The following is a 22,035-nucleotide window of genomic DNA, read 5'->3' as shown; positions in this document are numbered from 1 at the left end:
GTGATCCTATAAAAAAGTCGATAATCCTACTTTAGGAAAAGGAAGAGATGGATGTTTAGTATCTATTAACAGAAACTTTACCTAGAGAAACTAGTATATAAGTGGTTTCAAATGAAGAAAATAAATTACAAGTACAACAAAAATAACCTAATCAACAACAATTACAAATAGAAAATAATTAATAAATAATGTTTAAAATCTTACTTAAAAATAAGTAAGATTTTTTTGTAATATGTATAATTTTGACTAAATTAATTTAATATGGTATTTTATTATATAGATAAAGTAAAAAGAGAGGGTGATTACTATATTAAGGTTATATATAAAAAGTGATATAAAAAGCTTACATAAAAAAATAATAGATATATCACTTATAGAAGAAGATAGCAATGATACTACTTTTTTTAATATAGATGATGAAGAGATAAATGAAACTTTAAAAACACTTAAAAAAACTTACATAACAGCCAATAGTAAAGATGAAACTATACTTAATTTAAAACATAAGACAAAGAGACAAGTTAAAGATACTAGAGCTTTAAAGTTAGAGTCTTATAAAAAGTATAATGAAGCTTTAAATATGATAGATAGAAACTTTATTACTAGTGCTACTGAAATTGTAGAAGAGGCATTAGAGTTAAATCCAAAAGATGTAGATATACTAAATTTAAGAGGTTTATTAAAATTTTTAAAATGTAATTTTGATGAGTCTTTTGAAAGTTTCTATAAAAGTTTATGTTACAATAACAATCAATTAGCTAGAAAATATGTAGATATATTAACTTCAGAGGAATTTAACATATTTTTAAGTAGATATAATCATGCTATAAGATTTGTAAATAACGATTTAAATCAAGAGAGTATACAAATACTTGAAAACATAATAAATGAAGAACCAGAACTTATAGAACCGTATTTATTACTACATTTAATATATGAAAAATTAGGTGATAATGAAAAAGCTAATGAGTATTTAGATAGATTACAAGCTGTAGATAAGGATAATAGTTTATTTGAAAAAGAAGTAAGTAAAATTACTAATGATGAAAAACCTAAAGATGAAATTAAAAAGACTAAAAATCATATTCCATTATATGTCTTAATAGCAGTTTTAGTAATAACAATAGGAGCTTTATATATAAATAATAAGAAAAAGTTAAATAATCTTGCAAGTCAAGTTACAGAAAAAAATAAAGAACTTGACAAAACTAGTGAAAAATTAGATAAAACTAAAGATGAGTTAGAACAAGCTAAAACGCAAAAAGACGATAATAAAAAAGATGAGATTATAGTAGGGGATGAAGAAGACCTATTTAATAAAGCTATGGAATTTAAAGAAGATGGAAATAATAAAGAAGCTATAAAATACTTAAAACTAGTACTTAAAAATGGTAAAACAAAAAAATATATATCTGAAGCTATATATCAATTAGGATTGATATATGAAAAAGAAAACAACAACGAAGAAGCTATAAAATATTATAGTAAGTATATAAATACTTATAAACCATCAGACAATTATTATGATGATAGTTATTATAATATTGGAATGATTTACTACAAAGAAGGAGATTTAGATAAAGCTCAAAAGATATTTTATAGTTTAAGAGCTGAGGATCCAGAGAGTATGTACAATAATTCCAAAGTAGAGTCTATATTAAAAGAAAGATAAAAGAGCATTTTATGCTCTTTTTTTATGTGTATATAAATTAAAATTTAAAAATTAGTATAGTAAATAGAAAAATATAATATTAATTATTAGTAAAGATGTTAATAATTTTATAAAAAGGAGGTTAGAGATGATAGATAAAAAATTATTTCTCCCTATACTAAGAGATGGAAAGTATGGATTTATTGATGAAAATAATAATATAATAATAAAACCTAAATTTAAATATGTATCTGAAAGATTTAGAGATGGATATTGTGTTGTAACGTATATAAAACGTATAAACAAATCTGTAAGATGGGTATTTGGATATTTAGATGAAAATGGATATAATAATATATTTCTACATTTAGATAGTGCTTCAGATTTTAATGAAGGATTATCAAGAATTAAAATTAATGGTAAATATGGTTTTTTAGATAAAAAATTAAATGAAGTTATAAATGTTAAATATGAAGCAGCTGCAAATTTTAATGAAGGAATGGCTGGGGTTAAGTTAAATAAAAAATGGGGATATGTAAATAAAGATGGACATATAGCAATAGAACCTAAATTTAGTTATGTTAATAAATTTAATGAAGGATTAGCATTGGTTGAAAGTAAAAATAAATATGGATATATAAATAAAAATGGAGATTTCGTTATAAAACCTGAATTTGACATAGCAACTGATTTTTCACAAGGCATAGCAGGAATAAGAGTTAATGATAAGTGGGGATATATAAACGCAAATGGAGATAGGATTATAGATTTTAAATTTGATAGAGCAAAATCTTTTAGTGAAGGGTTAGCACCAGTATGTATAAATGAAAAGTGGGGATACATAAATACTTTTGGTGAAATAGTAATTGAGCCAATATTTGATTATGCTTGTGAATTTTGTGATGGATTAGCTAGATTTAATATCGGTTCGAGTTCATTAACTAGGGGTATGTGTGTACCAAAAGGTGGATTGTGGGGATTTTTAAATAAAGAAGGAAAAATAAAAATATTGCCAACATTGAAATCGGTTTCGGATTTTGAAAATGGGTATGCACAGATAATTGATGGAGATAATAATAACTACATAGATAAAAATGGAGATATTTTAATAAATTAAGCTATAAATTTAGGAAAATTAGGTTTGAAAAAACAAAGATATAGTAGTAATATATATAAAGAAGTTAAAGGGGATTAAAAATCTCCCTTTAATTTTGCAAAAAATAAAAAAATTTAGGAGAAAAGTATATGAAATTATTAAGACAGCTGGCCTTAATTCTTACAATATGGGCCATAGGAGAATACATTAGTTCGTTTTTAAGCAATATAATTATTATACCTGGAAGTATAATAGGTATGATTATATTATTTGTACTATTAAAATCTAAAGTTGTAAAAGTTGATTCAATAGAAGAACTTAGCAATTTTTTTCTAGATAACATGGCTATATTTTTTGTCCCTGCAGGAGTTTCACTTATAAGTTCTTTAGGTTTAATTAGTTCAAATATACTAGTTTTAGCTGCAACAATATTAATAAGTACTACATTAGTAATGATTGTAACAGCTATAGTTGTTGAACAAATGATAAAAATCAAGAGTAAGAGAGGTTAGTGACATGTATAACGTATTACAAACACCTATATTTGGAATAGTAGTTACTATATTATTTTTCAGTATTGGTTCATATATTCAAAATAAAACTAAAATGGCTATATTTAATCCATTGTTAATAGCTATTTTAGGAATAATAGTATTTTTAAAAGTATGCAATATACCATATAATAGTTATAAATTAGGAGGAGATTCTATAAACTTTTTCTTAGGACCTGTAACTATAGTATTAGCATTACCTTTATATAAGCAATATGATTTGCTTAAAAAACATTTCTATGAAATTATAATAGGTATAACAACTGGAGTTTTAGTTTCTTTTTCAAGTATTGTAGTTTTAAGTAAATTAATTGGATCTGATAAATTGATAATGGATTCTTTATTAGGAAAATCAATAACGACACCTATGGGAATATCACTAACATCTACTTTAGGTGGTATAGAATCTGTAACGATAGTTGCAATAATATTAACAGGTATAATAGGTGGAATGATAGCAATACCTCTTTTTAAAATTATAAATACAAAACATCCCGTATCAAAAGGTATTGCACTTGGAACAGCATCACATGCATTAGGAACAACAAAAGCTTTAGAGTTAGGTGAGATTGAAGGTGCTATGAGTGGATTAGCTATAGGTATATCAGGTACAATAACTGTAGTTTTAATACCTATATTAATAAACTTTATAAAATAATAAAGCTAAATAATTGTTTTTGAAGGGAGAACTATAATGAGTGAGGTAAGAAATACTTTAGAAGAAAATATACTACTAAGGTACTTATTTATAATAGTTGGGATTACTATATCATCGATAGGCATTAATGGATTTTTAAAGCCTGCACATCTATTAGGAGGAGGAGTTGCAGGTTTATCTGTTGCACTAAACTATGTTAGTAATATAAATATTGGGGTTTTATCATTTTTAATAAATATACCTATATTTATATTAGGATTTATATTTTTAGAAAAACAATTTTGTATAACAAGTTTAATAAATATGGTTTTATTTTCAACTATTTTAGGTTTTACTCAAAATGTTGGAGATTATATAGCTGTAGATGATTTATTACTGCAAACAGTTTATGGTGGTATATTAGGTGGAATAGGCTTAGGTATGGTATTTAAAGCTAAGTCTTCATTAGGTGGTACAGATATAATTGCAGCAATACTTAAAATTAAAAAAAATATACCTATGAAAGACACTGGACTTTTTATGAATTTTTTAATTGTATGTTTAGGATCTTCATTATTTGGTTTAGAACTAGGTCTTTATACATTAATAGGGATGTTTTTTAATTTATATTCTATGAATATAGTTAAAGATGCTATGAATTCTCAAAAATCTGTAATGTTAATATCTAATAAAAGTGAAGATATATCAAAGTGTATAATGAAAGAATTAATAAGAGGTGTTACATTAATTGAAGCAGAAGGTGCATATACTCATGAAAAGAAAAAAATAATATATTGTATAGTTGCATCTAGTGAAATACCTAAAATAAAAGAAATAGCATTAAGACATGATAAAAAATCATTTATATCTGTAAATGATGTAAATGAAGTTAAAGGTAGAGGATTTAAAGAGAAATTTTTATAAAGTATGAATAAAAAATGATATTATAGATAAAATATTAAATATGATATATTAATATATCATATTTAATATTTAGATCTATTTAACTATCGGATTGGCTATAGTACATATATTATAAAAACCTCTCTATAGTCTAAAATCAAAATTATTATAATGTACGTATTATTTATTTGGAACGGAACGTATTTATTAATTGAATCGTGAAAAACAATTATAACAATAAAGCATACTAGATTTCTAGTATGCTTTATTGTTATAATTAGACATATAAAAATCTTAAAATTTATTGAAATTATGGAAAAAAAGTAGAAATTTAATATATAATAGAAATATATAAGTGTATAATTTGAAAGTAGTGGGGTAGTTATATGAATACAGAACAAAAAAATAAGGATTTAATAGAAACATATAGAAAAACTATATATAGCATAGAAAAAGAAATAAAGCGTATAAATCTTTTTAATAAATTTATATCAAAGAGATCATCACACTGCCAACAAGAATCATTAGCACTAGAGGGTGGACAGGTTGTAAGTGTTTCAAATATAAATAATTCAAATAAAAAATCTTCAGGTAGAATACACACATTTTATAATGGAGATGAATATATAGGAAAAATTATAGATGGAAAAATGGAAGGTAAAGGAACTTACAAATTTTTTCAAGAAGATGGTAAAGAATTAGAATACATAGGCCACTTTAAAAATGATATGAAAGATGGAAATGGTACATGTGAATTGCCTAATGGATGTGTGTATACAGGTCAATGGAAAGAAGATTTAATGGATGGAATAGGAAAGATGCACTACGTTAGTGATGATGAGTATTTAGGAAATTGGAAACATGGCAAAAAAGAAGGCCATGGTATGTATACGTGGAAAAATAGAGGAATGTATATAGGTGAATTTAAACATGGTAAAATGGATGGTATAGGAACTTGCTATGATGAAAAAGGTAGGATTATATATGAAGGAGAATTTAAAAATAACTTACCACATGGTAAGGGAACATATATATGGCCGGATAATAAAAGATATGTAGGTGAATTTAGACATGGTAAAAAACATGGCTATGGTACTTTCTACATAGAAAATGATATATGCTATCAGGGCAATTGGAAATTTGATAAACCGATTATATTTAATAAAAGTTTAGATGAAATTATATCAGGTATAAAATAGACCATATCTTACTTAGATAGGTCTATTTTTATTGTGTAAATTTATAATATATTTTCTATAAGAATATAAGTATTAATAAATGTATATAATTTAAAAAGCTATAAAAAGTCAATTTATAATAAGGAAGTGATAAATTGAAAAAAATATTATATTTATTAATATTTATATTACTAATAACTACACATATTATAGTATATAAAGATAGTGAAAAGTTAAATTTAAATAAATCTAAAGAAACTATAATAATACAAAATCAAAATATAAAAAAATACTATGATATAAAAATTGGAGATAGCCATTCGAGTGTAATAAATAAAATTGGGCTACCTGATAGAAAAGATTACAGTGAGTATGGTTTTACATGGTATGTCTATAATAGATTTAAAAATAATTTTGTTATGGTTGGAATAGAAGATGATAAAGTTGTTGGATTATATAGCAATTCTATAAATTCTATTGAAATGGGAGATATTAAATTAAAAGATAGATTAAAATATGTAAGAGAAAATTATAAGCCTATAGAGTATAAAAAAAAGGGGAATACTAGATTTATAATAGAGTCTAAAAATCAATTTGATATTTTTATAAAAGATAATAAATATATGACTGTATTTTATGACTTACATAATGATAGTAAAGTCACAGCTTATCAAATTATAGATAAAAAAGTTGAGGAAAAAGCAGAGGATATATATCCAAAGTACAGTGAAGAACTTAAATTAAGTTTTGAAAAACAAATAGTCGATCTTACAAACAGTGTAAGAGATCGAGAAGGATTAACGAGATTGGAATTTAGTGAAAAAGCTAGTAAAAGTTCATTGATTCATAGTATGGATATGAGGGATAAAAATTACTTTGATCATGTTAATAAAAAAAATGAAACTCCATTTGATAGGATGAAAAAACAAAATATAATGTATAGTTTAGCTGGGGAGAATATAGCAGCAGGACAAATAAATGCTATATATGCCCATGAAGCTTGGATGAATTCCATAGGACATAGAAAAAATATTTTAGGAGATTATGAGAATATAGGAGTAGGAGTAAGTTTTGGTGGGCATTATAATATATATTATACTCAAAATTTTTACAGTGAATAAATTGACATCATGAAAGGAAGTATAAATATGAAAATTACAAATAATAAACTATATTCAGTAATTTTAATAATTGTATTTTTTATAGTAGCTATTCCAATAAAAACATTTTGTATAAAAAATGAAGAAATTTTTATAAAAAATGGTCCAAGAGATAAAAAGTATTTAGCTATAACTTTTGATGATGGTCCACATCCAAAGGAAACTGAAGAAGTTTTAGATGTGTTAAAAAAACACAATGTAAAAGCAACTTTTTTTATAGCTGGAAAGCACGCTAATTGGTATAGTAAACCACTTATTAGAGCTAGTAAAGAAGGACATGAAATCGGAAATCATACCTTTAATCACCCAGATATATCCAATTTAAGTTCAGCTCAATTAGAAAATGAAATAATAAAATGTGAAGAAGCAATAATTAAATTAACAGGTAAAAAACCTGAATTATTTAGACCTCCATATGGAAGTTATAAAGAAAGCAATTTAGTCAATATAGCTAAAAAACATGGATACAAGGTAGTATTATGGAATACTATAGATGCAAAAGATTGGAAAAACCCTGGAGCTTCAAAAATAGCAAATACTATAATTAATAATGCTAAAAATGGAGATATAATTTTACTTCATGATTATGCAACAAATAATACTGTAGAAGCATTGGACATATTTATACCAGAAATGCAAAAAAAAGGTTATAAATTTGTAACAGTATCACAACTTTACAATTAAAATAAAAATTATTAATAAATATATAAACTTTTTTTCATAATTTAATATTATATAATAAGACTATTTCTAAAAAGGATGAAGTGTATGTATAATAAAATATATGAAAGAAATGAGTTTATAATATTTCAGGTTAAAGAAGGTTATATAGCTTATAATACTAAAAAAGAGTTTGAAAAAGGGCATACACATCTAAAACACTTTGATGCAGCTAAAAAAGCTATAGACTTAGTCATAAATAAAAAAATACCAAAAAGTACAAATGTATATTATTTAACTAGTTTAATAAGACTTGCAAATGATGAAAGTTATATTGAAAAAATAAATGAACTTATAGATGTTAGAAGTAAAAAAGGGAAAAAAGAAAAGTATTATAATGTAGGTTATAGATGGATGAAAAGGAGCTAATTAGCTCCTTTTTTATTTTTTATATATTTAATTTTTTAAAACATTATAATTTGTAAATTTATTTTCAGATATTATTAAGTAAGATATACCTTCTCTAGCATAATATTTAAGGGTTTTTAAGGCCTCTTTTTTAGACATTGGAGATGATATAGATTTTGTATCAGACCTTACTATAATATATTTATTCATATTATAACCTCCTAAAAACACATAAAGTAGTATATGTTGTGCTTAATAATAGTGTTTGTTTAATATTGATAAATATACATAGCATATTGTTGATAATTTCATCAAAAACGTACATATTGACATTGATTTCTTAAGAAATATATAATTAACTTGTAGTAAAATAAATATTATAAAAAATAAATCAATATTTAATTTATTAATGTAGAGGGGGTATTTTATGATATTAATGATAGATAATTATGATTCTTTTGTTTATAATTTAGTTCAATTTTTAGGAGAGTTAGGAGAAGAAATATTAGTAAAAAGAAATGATGAAATAACTATAGAAGAAATTGAAAATATTAATCCTGAAATTATTGTTTTATCACCTGGTCCATGTTCTCCAAAAGAATCAGGAATATGTATAGATATTGTTAATAATTTTAAAGGTAAGAAACCTATACTTGGTATATGCCTAGGACATCAAATAATAGGACATGCATTTGGTGCAAGTATAGTAAAAGCAAAGCAACCAGTACATGGTAAAGTTTATGCAATAAAACATACAAATAAAGGAGTATTTAAAAATCTAAATAATCCATTAAATGTAACTAGATACCATTCTCTTATAATAGATGAAAAAACTTTACCTGATGAAATTGAAATCACGTCAAAAACTATAGATGGTGAAATTATGGGTATAAAGTGTAAAAACTACAATATAGAAGGTGTGCAGTTCCACCCAGAAGCAATTTTATCAGAACAAGGACATGATATACTTAAAAACTTTATAAATAAATCTAGAGAATATAAGGAGAAAAATATATGCTAAAACAGATACATACTAATTTAGATGCATTTGAAATATATACTTTATTTAAGGATGAAGAAAATAGTTTTATATTAGATAGTGGTATGGATGAAAAAAAATTAGGTAGATATTCTTTTATAAGCTCTAGACCATTTGATGTTATTAAATTGAAAAATACTAAAAACAATCCATTAGATGATTTAAAAGAAAAATTATCTAAATACAAAGTTGAAAATAAAACAGATTTGCCATTTATAGGGGGAGCTGTAGGATATTTATCTTATGATATAGGTAATTATATTGAGAACTTGCCTAGAACGGCTATAGATGATACTAATGTATATGATTTGTATTTTGGGTTTTATAATTTTGTTATAGTAATAGATCATTTAGAAAATAAAACTTACATAGCAACACCAGATATAGATAAAGAAAAAGAAAAAAGTATTATAAATGAAATAGAACAAATTATACTTAGTGCTAAAAATTATAGCAAGAATAATAATGAAGAAGCAAATATAATAAAATTAAAATCTAACTTTAAAAAAAGAGAATATATAAAATCTGTCGACAAAGTAAGAGAATATATAAGACAGGGAGATATATATCAAGCAAATTTAACTCAGAGATTTAGTGGGAAAACAAATTTATCAAGTTTTCACCTGTATAAGCGATTAAGAGATGTCAGCAAAGCGCCTTTTGCTGCATTTTTAAATTTTGAAGGATATCAAATATTATCAAATTCACCAGAAAGATTCATAAAGTGTATAGATAAAAAGATAGAAACAAGACCAATAAAAGGAACAAGACCAAGAGGAAATACTATAGAAGAAGATATTAAATTACAAGAAGAATTAAGAAATAGTGAAAAAGATAAATCTGAGTTGCTTATGATAGTTGATTTAGAGAGAAATGATTTGGGGAAAGTATCAAAAATAGGAACTGTTAAAGTTCCAGAATTATTTGTTATAGAACCATATGCTAATGTAAGTCATTTAGTATCCACAGTTACAGGAGAGTTAAAAGACTCTTTGGATTGTATAGATTTGATAAAAGCAACTTTTCCAGGAGGATCTATAACAGGAGCCCCTAAAATAAGAGCTATGGAGATAATAGATGAACTAGAACCTACTCAAAGAAACGTATATACAGGATCTATAGGTTATATAGGCTTTAATGGAGATATGGATTTAAATATAGCTATAAGAACTTTAATAAAAAAAGATGAAGATATATATTTTCAAGTAGGTGGAGGGATAACTTGGGATTCAAATCCAGAGGATGAATATCAAGAGACATTAGACAAAGCAAAATCAATAATGAAAGCTTTAAGAGGTTATTATGAAGAATAAAGTATCTTTTGAGAGTGAATTAAGTAAATTTGGTATGGGATTATTTGAAACTATAAAAATTGAACAAGGTGTTCCTAAGTATTTAGATATGCATTTAGATAGAATATTTAAATCTGTAAAAGATTTAAATATAAATATAAAAGAAAAAAAAGACAATATAAAAATAATATTATTAGAGTATATAAAAGAAAATAAAATAGATAACAAAGCATTAAGGTTAACTTTATTTGATGAAGGTTATAACATATCGACAAGAGATATAATATATGATGAAAACATGTATAAAAAAGGATTTAAATTATCAGTATCTCCAATAAAACGTGGAGATAGTATTTTATATAAACATAAAACAACGAATTATTTTGAAAATATATATACAAAAAAATATGCAGTAAGAAATGGATTTGATGATGCAATATTTTTAGATACTGAAAATAAAATACTAGAATGTTCGATGAGCAATATATTTTTTATAAAAAATAGACAAATATATACACCAGATAAAGAACTACCAATATTAAATGGTATAATGAAAAGAAGGATTAAGAACTTGTGTGAAGAATTACAAATTAATATGGTAGAATCTGATATAAAAATAAATAATATTAGTGATTTTGATTTTTGTTTTGTAAGTAATAGTTTAATGGGTGCTATGAAAGTTACACATATAAATAATATAAAGTTTGATGATTATAATGACACTTTTAATATTTTATGGAGAAACTTAAAATGATAAAAAATTTTTCAAAAACATATAAAGAACAATTAAATTCTATTATTAGTAATAAAGATACTATTGCTTTATTTTTAGTAGGATCTAGTAAAAATATTAATTTTGAAGATGAAAATTTAAATATAAAAGATATTGATTTATTTATAATTTCAGATCAAATGGAAAATCAAATAAGAGATATAAAAATATTAAATGGAATTGAATTTGATATAAATAAATTTTCCATAGAATATGCAAAACTTATGATAGAAAATAAAGAGTATTTTTTTGTAAAAGAAATGAAAGATGCAAAAATTATATATGATAAAAAAAATATAGCAAATAAACTTATACATTTATCAAAACTTAAGTTTGATGAAGGTCCTAAAAAAATATCTAAAGATGAAATGTTAGTGTTAAAAAACACTATATATGACAATATATCTAGGTTACGTAATAAAGATGATTTTGAAAATTTTGAATATGAATTTTTGACTAATATATATCTAAAAGATATAATAAGAGGATACTTTATCAAAAATAGAAAATGGATACCTAAAGATAAAAAAATATTTAAATATTTAAGTGAAAATGAAAAAAACTTATTTAGATTGATAAAAGATGTTTACAAAGGTTATGAATATAATGATCTTAAAAAAGTATATGAATATGTATTTTTTTAGTAGTATAAACTTTAAAATGCAAATATTAAATTAGGGGGGCTGGTTATATGTATAATGTAGATAAAAAAAAGATAGAAAATGCTGTAAGAGATATATTAGAAGCTATAGGAGAAGATCCGAATAGAGAAGGATTGGTAGATACTCCAAGTAGGGTTGCAAAAATGTATGAAGAAATATTTTCAGGGATACATAAAGATCCTAGTGAACATTTAAAAACACTTTTTCAATCTGAAGAGCATGAAGAATTAGTATTAGTTAAAGATATACCATTTTATTCATGTTGTGAACATCATATAGTTCCTTTTTTTGGAAAAGCACATATTGCATACTTACCAAAGGATGGTAGGCTAACAGGTCTTTCTAAACTTGCTAGAGTTATAGAAGATTTGGCAAAGAGACCACAACTTCAAGAAAGAATAACTAAAGAGACGGCAGATATAATAATGAAAGAATTAAAACCATATGGAGTAATTGTAGTTTTAGAAGCTGAGCATATGTGTATGACTATGAGAGGTGTTAAAAAACCGGGATCAAAAACTATAACTTCAGCAGTACGAGGTATATTTGAAAAAGACATAGCAGCTAGAGCGGAGGCTATGAGCTTAATAAATATGAGATAGGAGAGATTAAATGTTTGATTATGGTAAAAAAACTCATATAATGGGTATTTTAAATGTAACTCCAGATAGTTTTTCTGATGGTGGAAGTTACACTAATTTAGAAGCTGCATTAAATCATGCCAAAAAGATGATAGATGAAGGTGCAGACATAATTGATTTAGGAGGAGAATCTACTAGACCAGGACATGAGAAAGTTGAGGCAGATGAAGAATTAAAAAGAGTTTTACCTGTTGTAAAAGCTTTAAAGGAAAATTTAGATGTAAAAGTATCTATTGACACTTATAAAGCTGAGGTTGCAAATGAAAGTTTAAAACTTGGAGCTGATTTGATAAATGATATATGGGGTCTTAGAAAAGATCCTAAAATGGCAAGTACTATAGCAAAATATAATGCATATGTGTGTATAATGCATAATCAAGATGGAACTGATTATGATAAGGATATAATGGAATGTATAAAAGAATTTTTAATAGAAAGCATAAAAATAGCAAAAGATGCTGGTATAAATGACGAAAAAATTATACTAGATCCAGGTATTGGGTTTGGAAAAACATTTGAACAAAATATAGAGGTTATGTCTAGATTAGGAGAATTAAAAGAATTAGGATATCCTATACTTTTGGGAACATCTAGAAAATCTATGATAGGAAATATACTGAACTTAGAACCTAAAGATAGAGTTGAAGGAACTATAGCTACTACGGTTATAGGAATAAAAGATGGTGTAGATATAGTAAGAGTTCATGATGTATTAGAAAATTTAAGAGCTATTAAAGTTGCAGATGCTATATATAGAAAGTAGGGTTATTATGGATAAGATACTATTAAATAATATGGGGTTTTATGGATATCATGGAGTTTTTAAAGAAGAAGGTATATTAGGTCAAAAGTTTTTTATTGATATGGAGTTATACTTAGATACTAGAGAAGCTGGAATAACTGATGATATGAATAAATCAGTAAGTTATGGAGAAGTTTATGAAGTAGTTAAGGATATAGTTGAAAATAAGAGGTTTAATCTATTAGAAGCACTAGTTGAAAATATAGCTATAGAAGTTTTTGAAAAATTTACTTTAATACAAGAAGTTATGGTTAGAGTGAAAAAACCTGAAGCTCCAGTGCCTGGTATATACGATTATTTCGGTGTAGAAATAAGGAGAAAGAGAAATGAATAAATCTTATTTAGGTCTAGGAACTAATATAGGTGATAGATTAAACTATCTAAATCAAGCTTTAAAAATATTAAACTCTCATAGTGATATAAAAGTATCTAAAAAGTCTAAGGTGTATGAAACTAAGGCTTGGGGTTATACTGAACAAGCAGATTTTTTAAATATGTGTATAGAAATAGAAACTAACTTAGAACCAAATGACCTTTTACATGTATGTCAAGATGTAGAAAGAAAACTAAATAGGGAAAGAAAAATAAGATGGGGACCAAGAACTATAGATGTTGATATATTATTTTTTAATGATATAATTTTACAAGAAGAAAATCTAGAAATTCCTCATCCAAGAATTAAGGAAAGAGCATTTGTATTAATACCACTTATAGATTTAAATAATAAGTTAAAAATAGATAATGTAAGTATAGATGAGTACCTAAAATCTTTGACGACTGAGGAAAGAGAAGAAGTAAAGGAGTTTATAGGTAATGAAAAAAAACTTATTTGATAAGAATTTAAATATAAAAATAGCTAATAATTTAGAAATGCCAAAAGACAAAATTATAATGGCAGGACCTTGTGCTATAGAAAGTTATGATCAACTTTTAGAAACTGCAAAATTTGTAAAACAAAAAGGTGCAAATGTATTAAGAGGTGGAGCATATAAACCAAGAACTTCACCAAATTCATTTCAAGGATTAAAAGAAGAAGGGCTTGAAATATTAAAAGCTGTAAAGAAAGAAACTAATTTACCTGTTATAACAGAACTTATGGATGCTAGAGATTTAGAAAAAGTATATGAAGTTGCAGATATAATACAAATAGGATCTAGAAATATGCAAAATTTTACTCTTTTAAGTGAGGTTGGAAAGCAAGATAAACCTGTAATGTTAAAAAGAGGTATAAGCTCTACTATAACAGAATGGATAGGCGCTGCTGAGTACATTGCAATAGGTGGAAATAGTAATATTATAATGTGTGAAAGAGGAATAAGAACTTATAATGATTATACGAGAAATACTTTAGATATAGCTGCAGTTCCTATAATAAAAAGAGAAACTAATTTACCTGTAATAGTAGATCCAAGTCATGCAACTGGTGTAAGATATTTAGTTAAACCAATGTCTATTGCATCATTTGCAGCAGGTGCTGATGGAATAATGGTTGAAGTTCATCCAAATCCAAGTGAAGCTTTATCAGATGGAGGTCAATCACTTCATTTTGAAGAGTTTGAAGATTTGATGAATAGCATAAAAAAATTATAATACTTTAAGAGGCTTATTGCCTCTTTTATTTTTTGAAAATAAATAATTTTAAAATATAGTATTGAAATTATAAATATTATACAAAATATTAAAGTAACACTTTTATATAGAAAAACTTTGATAAAACATTAAAATTTAAAAAAATTTTTATAAAAAAAGAAGGAATTGGATAAAAAAAGTCGAATTATGTATAATGAACATTTGACAAATTTCTAATATATTGTAAAATAGTAATGTTAAAAAAATTACACCAGAAGGTGATAATATGAATGATATAAAAGATAAAATAGAAGAAATAAAGTCTAGATCTGATATAGTTAAGGTGATATCAGACTACATTAAAGTACAGCAATCGGGAGCAAACTACAAAGGGTTATGCCCGTTTCATGGAGAAAAAACACCTTCATTTTACATAAACACTTCAAAACAAATATATAAATGTTTTGGATGTGGTGAAGGTGGAGATGTAATAAACTTCATTATGAAAATTGAAAATCTTGAATTTATGGATGCAGTCAAGTTACTAGCTAAAGATTGTGGAGTTGAAATAAACACAAATATGGATGAGCAATCTAAAATCAGGATGGAAAAAATAAAGAAGTTTCAAGATTTAAATACAGAAGCTGCTAGATATTATTTTTCAAACCTAATTAAACAAAAGAATTATGGGTATGAATATTTAAGAAAAAGAGGTCTCGATGATAAAATAATAAAAAAATTTGGGTTAGGATATGCACCTAAGGCATGGACTAATCTTATGGATTATTTAATCGATAAAGGTTATGATAAAGAGACACTTGTTGAATGTGGGCTTGTTACATATAAAAAAGATGGAAATAAATATTATGACAGATTTATTAATAGAGTAATTTTTCCTATATTTGACTATAGAGGAAATGTTATAGGATTTGGAGGAAGGGTTCTTGATGATTCTCTTCCTAAATATTTAAATTCACCTGATACACTAGCCTTTAATAAAAAGTATAATCTATATGGACTAAACTTTGCTAGAAAAAATATATCAGATAGAACTATCATACTTGTAGAAGGATATATGGATTTAATATCTTTATATCAATATGGAGTAAGAAATGTCTGTGCTACACTTGGAACTGCCCTTACTTTAGAACAAGGGAATTTATTAAAAAGATATGTAGATACAGTTATAATTTCTTATGACTCAGATGATGCAGGTGTTAAAGCCACATTAAGAGCTATAGATATATTAACTAGTTCGGGTATAAATGTAAAAATATTAGATTTAAAAGATGTTAAAGATCCAGATGAATTTATAAGAAAATATGGATTGAGTGAATATCAAAGATCTATAAAAGAAGCTATTCATTATATAAGGTATAAAATTATTAAATGTAAAAATAATTATGATATATCAAAAGATGAAGAGAGATTAAAGTTCACTAAAGAGTCTAGTAAAATAATAAAAACTTTAAAAAGTCCTGTAGATATAGACTATTATATAAATTTTTTAAGTTCAGAAAGTAAAATTAGCGTAGAATCTTTAAAACAGGAAATTTACGGTAAGAATTATAAATCTAAGTATAATGAAAAATATAAAAATGATAGAAATATAAAAAGAGATGAAAATGCTTATAAAAGACCTAAAATAATAAATAATGGTAATGAACTTATAGAAAAAACTTTAATAAGAGTGTTACTGGAAAGTAAAGAAGTAAGAAAATTATTAGGCCTTAAGTTAGATGAAGATAATTTTATTTTAAAAGAAAATAAAGAAATTTTAAAATTTATAATTAAAAATGAAGAATTGGATAAAATAACTATTGACAAATTGAAAAGTTTAAACTTATCCGAAGAATATCTCACTAATTTATATTCTTTAAAATTAGAAAATATAAATTTAAATGATGATAAAAGTATAGAAGGAATAATAAAAAAAGTGAAAAGAAACAAGCTTCAAAATGATATAGATAATTTATTAAAGAAGCAAAAAGAATTGGAAGCAAATAAAATTAATGATAATTCAAATGCGAAAGAGGTAGATGTACAGGTTATGGAAATTGCTATAAAAATAGTTGAATTAAGAAAAATATTACAAAAAATATAGATGAAGGGAGGATTGAGCATGGAAAATAAAGCGCCAAAAAAAGAATCTAAAAGAGTAACAGCAAAATCACTTATAGAAAAAGGTAAAAAACAAGGAAGTCTTACCCTTATGGAGATAATGGAAGCTTTCTCAGAAACTGAACTTGATAAAGATCAAGTTGAAAATCTATACGAAACATTAGGAAACTTAGGTATAGAAGTAATACAGAAAAAAGAAGAAAAAGCTGATGCAGATATAGAATTTAGCTCAGAAGACATGGATATAGACATAGATGATAGTATTGATGATGATATGTCTAAAGAAGAAAATACTATGGAAATAGAGCAAATAGATTTAACTTTACCTAAAGGTATAAGTATAGATGATCCAGTAAGGATGTATCTAAAAGAAATAGGTAAAATACCTTTACTTAAACCTCATGAAGAAGCGGAACTTGCAAGAAGAATGCATGAAGGTGATGAGATAGCTAAGCAAAGATTAGTCGAGGCAAACTTAAGATTAGTTGTAAGTATAGCAAAGAGATATGTTGGAAGAGGTATGTTATTTCTTGACTTAATACAAGAAGGAAATTTAGGGCTTATAAAAGCTGTAGAAAAATTTGATTATACAAAAGGATTTAAGTTTAGTACTTATGCAACTTGGTGGATAAGACAAGCCATAACTCGTGCAATAGCAGATCAAGCTAGAACAATAAGAATACCTGTGCATATGGTTGAAACTATAAATAAATTAATAAGAGTATCAAGACAATTATTACAGGAATTAGGTAGAGATCCAAAACCTGAAGAAATTGCTAAAGAAATGGATATGACAGAGGATAAAGTTAGAGAAATTATGAAAATTGCTCAAGATCCTGTTTCATTAGAAACTCCTATAGGAGAAGAAGAAGACAGTCACTTAGGAGATTTTATACCAGATGATGATGCTCCAGCACCTGCAGAAGCAGCAGCTTATTCTTTATTAAAAGAGCAAATTGAAGAAGTTTTAGGATCATTAAATGAAAGAGAACAAAAAGTTTTAAAATTAAGATTTGGACTTGAAGATGGACGTGCTAGAACTCTTGAAGAAGTAGGTAAAGAATTTGATGTAACTAGAGAAAGAATAAGACAAATAGAAGCTAAGGCTTTAAGAAAATTAAGACATCCAAGTAGATCTAAAAAACTTAGAGATTACTTAGATTAATATAAAAATTCGTCTGTAATAGGCGAATTTTTATATATGCAAAAATATATATGAAAGGATAAATATAAATTGAAATTAACAGATAGATTATTAAAAATAGCAAGCCTTGTAGATGAAGGAAAAAAAATAGCGGATATAGGAACTGATCATGGGTATATACCTGTTTATCTTTTGAATAATAATAAGATAGATTATGCAATATTAGCTGATGTTAATAAAGGACCTTTAGAGAATGCAAAAAAAGAAGTTAGACATAATAAATTAGATGAGAAGGTAGACTTAAGACTAGGTTCAGGGCTTGAAGTTTTAAATCCAAACGAAGTAGATGAAGTTATAATAGCTGGTATGGGTGGAATTTTAATAAGTGAACTTTTAGAAGCTAAAAAAAGTGTTTCTCAAACTGTTGATAAACTTATACTTCAACCAATGCAAGCACAAAATGAACTTAGAAAATATCTTTATAATAATGGATATGAAATATTAAACGAAGTCTTAGTAAAAGAAGATTTTAGAATATACGAAATAATTGTGGCTAAATACACAGGGAAAAATACTGAAGTTAATGATGATATATATTATGAAATTGGAAGTAAACTCATAGAAAATAATGATAAGCTTTTACATGAGTTTATAAATAAAAAAATTAATTCTTATGAAAGTATAATAAGTAAATTAGAAGGTAAAAATGGAGCTTCAATAGAAGTTAAAAGAAATAGCACTATAAATAATATAAAAAAACTTAAGGGGTTGATATAATGAAACTTAAGACTTTTATAAAAAAGATAGAAGAAAAATATCCTCTTAACTTAGCATATGATTGGGATAATGTAGGTCTTATAGTTGGAGATTATAATAGTGATATAAAAAAAGTAATGGTTGTATTAGAAGTAAACGAAAGTGTAGTAGATGAAGCTATAAATAAAAATATAGATTTAATAATAACTCACCATCCATTTATTTTTTCTAAAATGAATAAAGTCAATACTTCTAATTTAAAGGGAAAATTAATACATAAACTAATAAAAAATGATATATCTATATATTCTATGCATACTAATTTTGATATTGCATTTGATGGATTAAATGATTATTTTGTAGATATGTTAGAACTTAAAAATGTAAAAATACTAGATAAAACTAAAAGTGAAGCTTTATATAAATTAGCTGTATACGTTCCTAAAACTCATATAGATAATGTAAGGATAGCTCTAGGAAATTCAGGAGCTGGACATTTAGGAAATTATAAAGATTGTTCATTTAGCATAGAGGGAGAAGGAAGATTTAAACCTTGCGAAGGTGCTAATCCGTATATAGGACAAGAAGGAGCTTTAGAAAGTGTTCATGAGGTAAAAATAGAAACTATAGTTCCTCAAAAAATTTTAGATAAAGTAATTAGTTCTATGATAAAAGCTCATCCATATGAAGAAGTAGCATATGATTTATTTAAGTTAGAAAATAAAGGAGAATCTTTAGGTCTTGGAAGATATGGAAAGTTAGAAAAAAATATAACTTTCAAAGATTTAGGAATGATACTTAAAGATAAATTGGATATAAAATACTTAAGAGTGGTTGGAAATTTAAATGATGAGATATCTAAAATTGCTATAGTTACAGGTTCTGGTGCTGATATGGTAAAAAAAGCTTACAAAGTTGGGTGTGATGTACTGATAACTGGTGATATGAAATATCATGATGCACAAGATACATTAGATATGGGGATGAAGGTTATAGATTGCGGACATTTTGATACTGAAAAAGTTTTTGCAGATATAATGTTTAATTATATAAATGAAAATTTTGATATAGATATCGTAAAAAGTGATGTAAATTTAAATCCTTTTGATATAATATAGTTATAAATGATAGCCTTAAGATAATCTTAGGGCTATTTTTAGACTATGGAGGAAAAGTATGAATTGTGAAAATTATTGTAAATCAAATGGTCAAGATTTAATTGATTTAGAAAATATTAGTATAGAATTTGGAAATGAAAAAATATGTTCTAAATGTGGTGAATCAGAAAATACGAGTGGTATATATTGCAAAAATTGTGGAAATGATTTAACTAATATAACAAAAGTTAAAGAAAATATATACAATAATGCAAACAATATGGGAAAATATGCAAATATAAAATTGAATATAAAAAGATATTTAGAAAAAATAAATATTAGAAATAAACTATTAACAGCTATGAGTTCTATTGTATTATTAATAATTATATCTACTTTTGTGAAAATTATAATAGGGGTAATGAGACTTGATATCAATGAGTATTTAAATATATTTAGTATAGCATTGGGGCTTAATTTGATACCTATTAATATATTAGCAAATTCTTTTATGGGTGTAGCAAATATTAATATAAGTATGGGTATTATTATATATTCGATTTTCCCTATACTTTGTATAGCTTTATCTAGCATTATATTTATAAAAAAAGATTGTTTAGATAAAGAAAATATAATTAAAGATTCAATCATATTAAGTATTTTATATGGATTAATTTTAGGTATTATTTCAATATTAGGGAAAAAATATATAATGTCACCTATTAGTGAGTATTATAGTATGTCTATTATTATAAAATATAGTTTTATAAAAAGTATGTTAAATGGAATGATAATATCTTTTTTACCTACATATATAGTTTTATTTAATAAATTAAAACCTAAAAATGATAAATTAAAAATTATAAATAAGGCATTAAAGACAATAGGAATGTTATATTTAATAATACTAATATTTTTAACAATAAGCTTATTTTTAACTAATATATTTGGAAATAATAAAGACTTAACTAGTTTTGCTAAACTAACACAGCTATCTATTTATTTATTACAACTAGTTAATTTTATACCTATAATTATATCAAATTCAATTATATCTATATTTAATATAAGTGATATAAGCTTGTATATCCATGAAAGTATGAAATTATTTATATATGCTATAATACTATTAACATTAGTGATACTTATAGTGTCTGGATATGATATTAAAAATAAATTTAAAAATAAAGGTATTATAAAGTATTTTAGTTTGGTATACTCTATTGTTATAGGATGTACGATTTACTTAAGTAAAATAGATACAAGTGGTAGTTTATCTTTATTAGAAGCTCAAAATTATGGAGGATATTCATACATAGGATCTAGTGTTATTGTAGGAATTTTTGTATCTTTTTTATACAGCTACGTAATATTATCTTTAGGATATAAGCTTAATAAAGAATAAAAGCTTTAAATGGGAGAGATAGCATGAACAATATAAAAAATGTAATTAATAAAAATAAAGAAAAAATTGAAACTATAAAAGAAATAAATAAATTAAATAAAATTATAAATAAAGCTCAAAGTGATAAAATTAAGGTTTTTATAAATGCAGGAATGTATATTTATGAAAAAGTAAGAAAAGATGAAATAGTTGAAAAAGATTTAATTGAATTATTTGAAAAAGTACCCAAAATAGATAAAATTATATATGAATCTACTATGGAAATTAACAATATAGAATCTAAAAAAGAAAAAATCTGTGAATGTGGGAATGTATTAGATGTTGATAGTAACTTTTGTTGCAAATGTGGCAAAAAAATAGATGAAAATAAAGATATAATAAAATGTGAATTCTGCTTAAGTGATATAGACTATGATTCAAACTTTTGTGGATGTTGTGGTAAAAAGGTTATAAAAAATGTATAATAAAGGGGATGCTTTATGCATCCCTTA

The 22,035-nt window shown here is 24.9% G+C and carries 25 protein-coding genes; 24 read left to right on the top strand and 1 reads right to left on the bottom strand.

Annotated elements, in window-relative coordinates; genetic code table 11:
• The first annotated feature begins 298 nt into the window (after window positions 1-298).
• From ABFX13_RS02545 to ABFX13_RS02505, 9 genes are all read left to right on the top strand, one after another.
• Window positions 299-1,672: a tetratricopeptide repeat protein gene (locus tag ABFX13_RS02545; protein WP_346041934.1), complete on the top strand. Its 1,374-nt coding sequence runs from the start codon at window positions 299-301 to the stop codon at window positions 1,670-1,672.
• Window positions 1,673-1,799: 127 nt separating this feature from the next.
• Complete coding sequence (locus tag ABFX13_RS02540) at window positions 1,800-2,768, top strand: WG repeat-containing protein (RefSeq protein ID WP_346041931.1); 969 nt, start codon at window positions 1,800-1,802, stop codon at window positions 2,766-2,768.
• A 128-nt stretch (window positions 2,769-2,896) separates the two neighbouring features.
• Window positions 2,897-3,259 (top strand): CidA/LrgA family protein, encoded by a 363-nt coding sequence (locus ABFX13_RS02535; protein ID WP_346041928.1) that lies wholly within the window; start codon window positions 2,897-2,899, stop codon window positions 3,257-3,259.
• Between the two features lie 4 nt (window positions 3,260-3,263).
• A complete protein-coding gene (locus tag ABFX13_RS02530; protein ID WP_346041924.1) occupies window positions 3,264-3,956 on the top strand; it encodes an LrgB family protein in 693 nt (230 codons plus the stop codon).
• Between the two features lie 36 nt (window positions 3,957-3,992).
• Window positions 3,993-4,859 (top strand): YitT family protein, encoded by an 867-nt coding sequence (locus tag ABFX13_RS02525; protein WP_346041922.1) that lies wholly within the window; start codon window positions 3,993-3,995, stop codon window positions 4,857-4,859.
• A 365-nt stretch (window positions 4,860-5,224) separates the two neighbouring features.
• Entirely contained in the window at window positions 5,225-6,037 is an 813-nt protein-coding gene (locus ABFX13_RS02520; RefSeq protein WP_346041920.1) for an MORN repeat-containing protein, read from the top strand.
• Window positions 6,038-6,171: 134 nt separating this feature from the next.
• A complete protein-coding gene (locus ABFX13_RS02515; protein ID WP_346041917.1) occupies window positions 6,172-7,137 on the top strand; it encodes a CAP domain-containing protein in 966 nt (321 codons plus the stop codon).
• A 27-nt stretch (window positions 7,138-7,164) separates the two neighbouring features.
• Window positions 7,165-7,860 carry a polysaccharide deacetylase family protein gene (locus ABFX13_RS02510; protein WP_346041913.1) on the top strand — a complete coding sequence of 232 codons (696 nt, stop codon included), beginning with the start codon at window positions 7,165-7,167 and terminating at the stop codon, window positions 7,858-7,860.
• 84 nt (window positions 7,861-7,944) lie between these two features.
• The gene (locus tag ABFX13_RS02505; RefSeq protein ID WP_346041910.1) at window positions 7,945-8,265 is read left to right on the top strand and encodes a hypothetical protein; all 321 of its coding nucleotides are present in this window, start codon (window positions 7,945-7,947) and stop codon (window positions 8,263-8,265) included.
• A gap of 27 nt (window positions 8,266-8,292) precedes the next feature.
• Here ABFX13_RS02505 and ABFX13_RS02500 read toward each other — a convergent pair whose 3' ends face one another.
• The gene (locus ABFX13_RS02500) at window positions 8,293-8,454 is read right to left on the bottom strand and encodes a hypothetical protein (RefSeq protein WP_346041908.1); all 162 of its coding nucleotides are present in this window, start codon (window positions 8,452-8,454) and stop codon (window positions 8,293-8,295) included.
• Between the two features lie 217 nt (window positions 8,455-8,671).
• Between ABFX13_RS02500 and ABFX13_RS02495 the strand changes: the two genes are divergently transcribed.
• The 15 genes from ABFX13_RS02495 to ABFX13_RS02425 all read left to right on the top strand — a co-directional run bounded on the left by ABFX13_RS02495 (window position 8,672) and on the right by ABFX13_RS02425 (window position 22,008).
• Complete coding sequence (locus ABFX13_RS02495) at window positions 8,672-9,265, top strand: anthranilate synthase component II (protein WP_346041905.1); 594 nt, start codon at window positions 8,672-8,674, stop codon at window positions 9,263-9,265.
• Window positions 9,259-10,596 carry an aminodeoxychorismate synthase component I gene (gene pabB, locus ABFX13_RS02490; RefSeq protein WP_346041898.1) on the top strand — a complete coding sequence of 446 codons (1,338 nt, stop codon included), beginning with the start codon at window positions 9,259-9,261 and terminating at the stop codon, window positions 10,594-10,596. Before ABFX13_RS02495 ends, pabB begins: the two co-directional genes overlap by 7 nt.
• Window positions 10,586-11,329, top strand: a complete 744-nt coding sequence (locus tag ABFX13_RS02485; protein WP_346041893.1) for an aminotransferase class IV — start codon at window positions 10,586-10,588, stop codon at window positions 11,327-11,329. The genes pabB and ABFX13_RS02485 overlap by 11 nt, the downstream gene beginning before the upstream one ends.
• Entirely contained in the window at window positions 11,326-11,991 is a 666-nt protein-coding gene (locus tag ABFX13_RS02480) for a hypothetical protein (RefSeq protein ID WP_346041890.1), read from the top strand. The genes ABFX13_RS02485 and ABFX13_RS02480 overlap by 4 nt, the downstream gene beginning before the upstream one ends.
• Window positions 11,992-12,038: 47 nt before the next feature.
• The gene (gene folE, locus ABFX13_RS02475; protein ID WP_346041887.1) at window positions 12,039-12,611 is read left to right on the top strand and encodes a GTP cyclohydrolase I FolE; all 573 of its coding nucleotides are present in this window, start codon (window positions 12,039-12,041) and stop codon (window positions 12,609-12,611) included.
• Between the two features lie 10 nt (window positions 12,612-12,621).
• On the top strand, window positions 12,622-13,413 hold the full coding sequence (folP, locus tag ABFX13_RS02470; protein ID WP_346041883.1) for a dihydropteroate synthase: 792 nt from the start codon (window positions 12,622-12,624) through the stop codon (window positions 13,411-13,413).
• Between the two features lie 7 nt (window positions 13,414-13,420).
• Complete coding sequence (folB, locus tag ABFX13_RS02465; protein WP_147545023.1) at window positions 13,421-13,786, top strand: dihydroneopterin aldolase; 366 nt, start codon at window positions 13,421-13,423, stop codon at window positions 13,784-13,786.
• Window positions 13,779-14,285 carry a 2-amino-4-hydroxy-6-hydroxymethyldihydropteridine diphosphokinase gene (gene folK, locus ABFX13_RS02460; protein ID WP_346041876.1) on the top strand — a complete coding sequence of 169 codons (507 nt, stop codon included), beginning with the start codon at window positions 13,779-13,781 and terminating at the stop codon, window positions 14,283-14,285. Before folB ends, folK begins: the two co-directional genes overlap by 8 nt.
• Window positions 14,266-15,042 carry a 3-deoxy-7-phosphoheptulonate synthase gene (gene aroF / locus ABFX13_RS02455; protein WP_346041873.1) on the top strand — a complete coding sequence of 259 codons (777 nt, stop codon included), beginning with the start codon at window positions 14,266-14,268 and terminating at the stop codon, window positions 15,040-15,042. The genes folK and aroF overlap by 20 nt, the downstream gene beginning before the upstream one ends.
• Window positions 15,043-15,307: 265 nt before the next feature.
• A complete protein-coding gene (dnaG, locus tag ABFX13_RS02450) occupies window positions 15,308-17,125 on the top strand; it encodes a DNA primase (protein ID WP_346041871.1) in 1,818 nt (605 codons plus the stop codon).
• Window positions 17,126-17,143: 18 nt separating this feature from the next.
• The gene (gene rpoD, locus ABFX13_RS02445; protein WP_346041866.1) at window positions 17,144-18,307 is read left to right on the top strand and encodes an RNA polymerase sigma factor RpoD; all 1,164 of its coding nucleotides are present in this window, start codon (window positions 17,144-17,146) and stop codon (window positions 18,305-18,307) included.
• Window positions 18,308-18,376: 69 nt separating this feature from the next.
• The gene (locus ABFX13_RS02440) at window positions 18,377-19,063 is read left to right on the top strand and encodes a tRNA (adenine(22)-N(1))-methyltransferase (RefSeq protein ID WP_346041863.1); all 687 of its coding nucleotides are present in this window, start codon (window positions 18,377-18,379) and stop codon (window positions 19,061-19,063) included.
• Window positions 19,063-20,160 (top strand): Nif3-like dinuclear metal center hexameric protein, encoded by a 1,098-nt coding sequence (locus ABFX13_RS02435; RefSeq protein ID WP_346041856.1) that lies wholly within the window; start codon window positions 19,063-19,065, stop codon window positions 20,158-20,160. Before ABFX13_RS02440 ends, ABFX13_RS02435 begins: the two co-directional genes overlap by 1 nt.
• 58 nt (window positions 20,161-20,218) lie before the next feature.
• Window positions 20,219-21,544 carry a hypothetical protein gene (locus ABFX13_RS02430; RefSeq protein WP_346041847.1) on the top strand — a complete coding sequence of 442 codons (1,326 nt, stop codon included), beginning with the start codon at window positions 20,219-20,221 and terminating at the stop codon, window positions 21,542-21,544.
• Between the two features lie 23 nt (window positions 21,545-21,567).
• Window positions 21,568-22,008, top strand: a complete 441-nt coding sequence (locus ABFX13_RS02425; RefSeq protein WP_346041845.1) for a zinc ribbon domain-containing protein — start codon at window positions 21,568-21,570, stop codon at window positions 22,006-22,008.
• Window positions 22,009-22,035 lie beyond the last annotated feature (27 nt).

Source organism: Paraclostridium tenue (assembly GCF_039521565.1).
In the GTDB taxonomy this organism is placed as follows: domain Bacteria; phylum Bacillota; class Clostridia; order Peptostreptococcales; family Peptostreptococcaceae; genus Paraclostridium; species Paraclostridium tenue.
The sequence above is the reverse complement of the archived record's forward strand: the minus strand, read 5'-3'. Positions and strand labels throughout refer to the sequence as shown.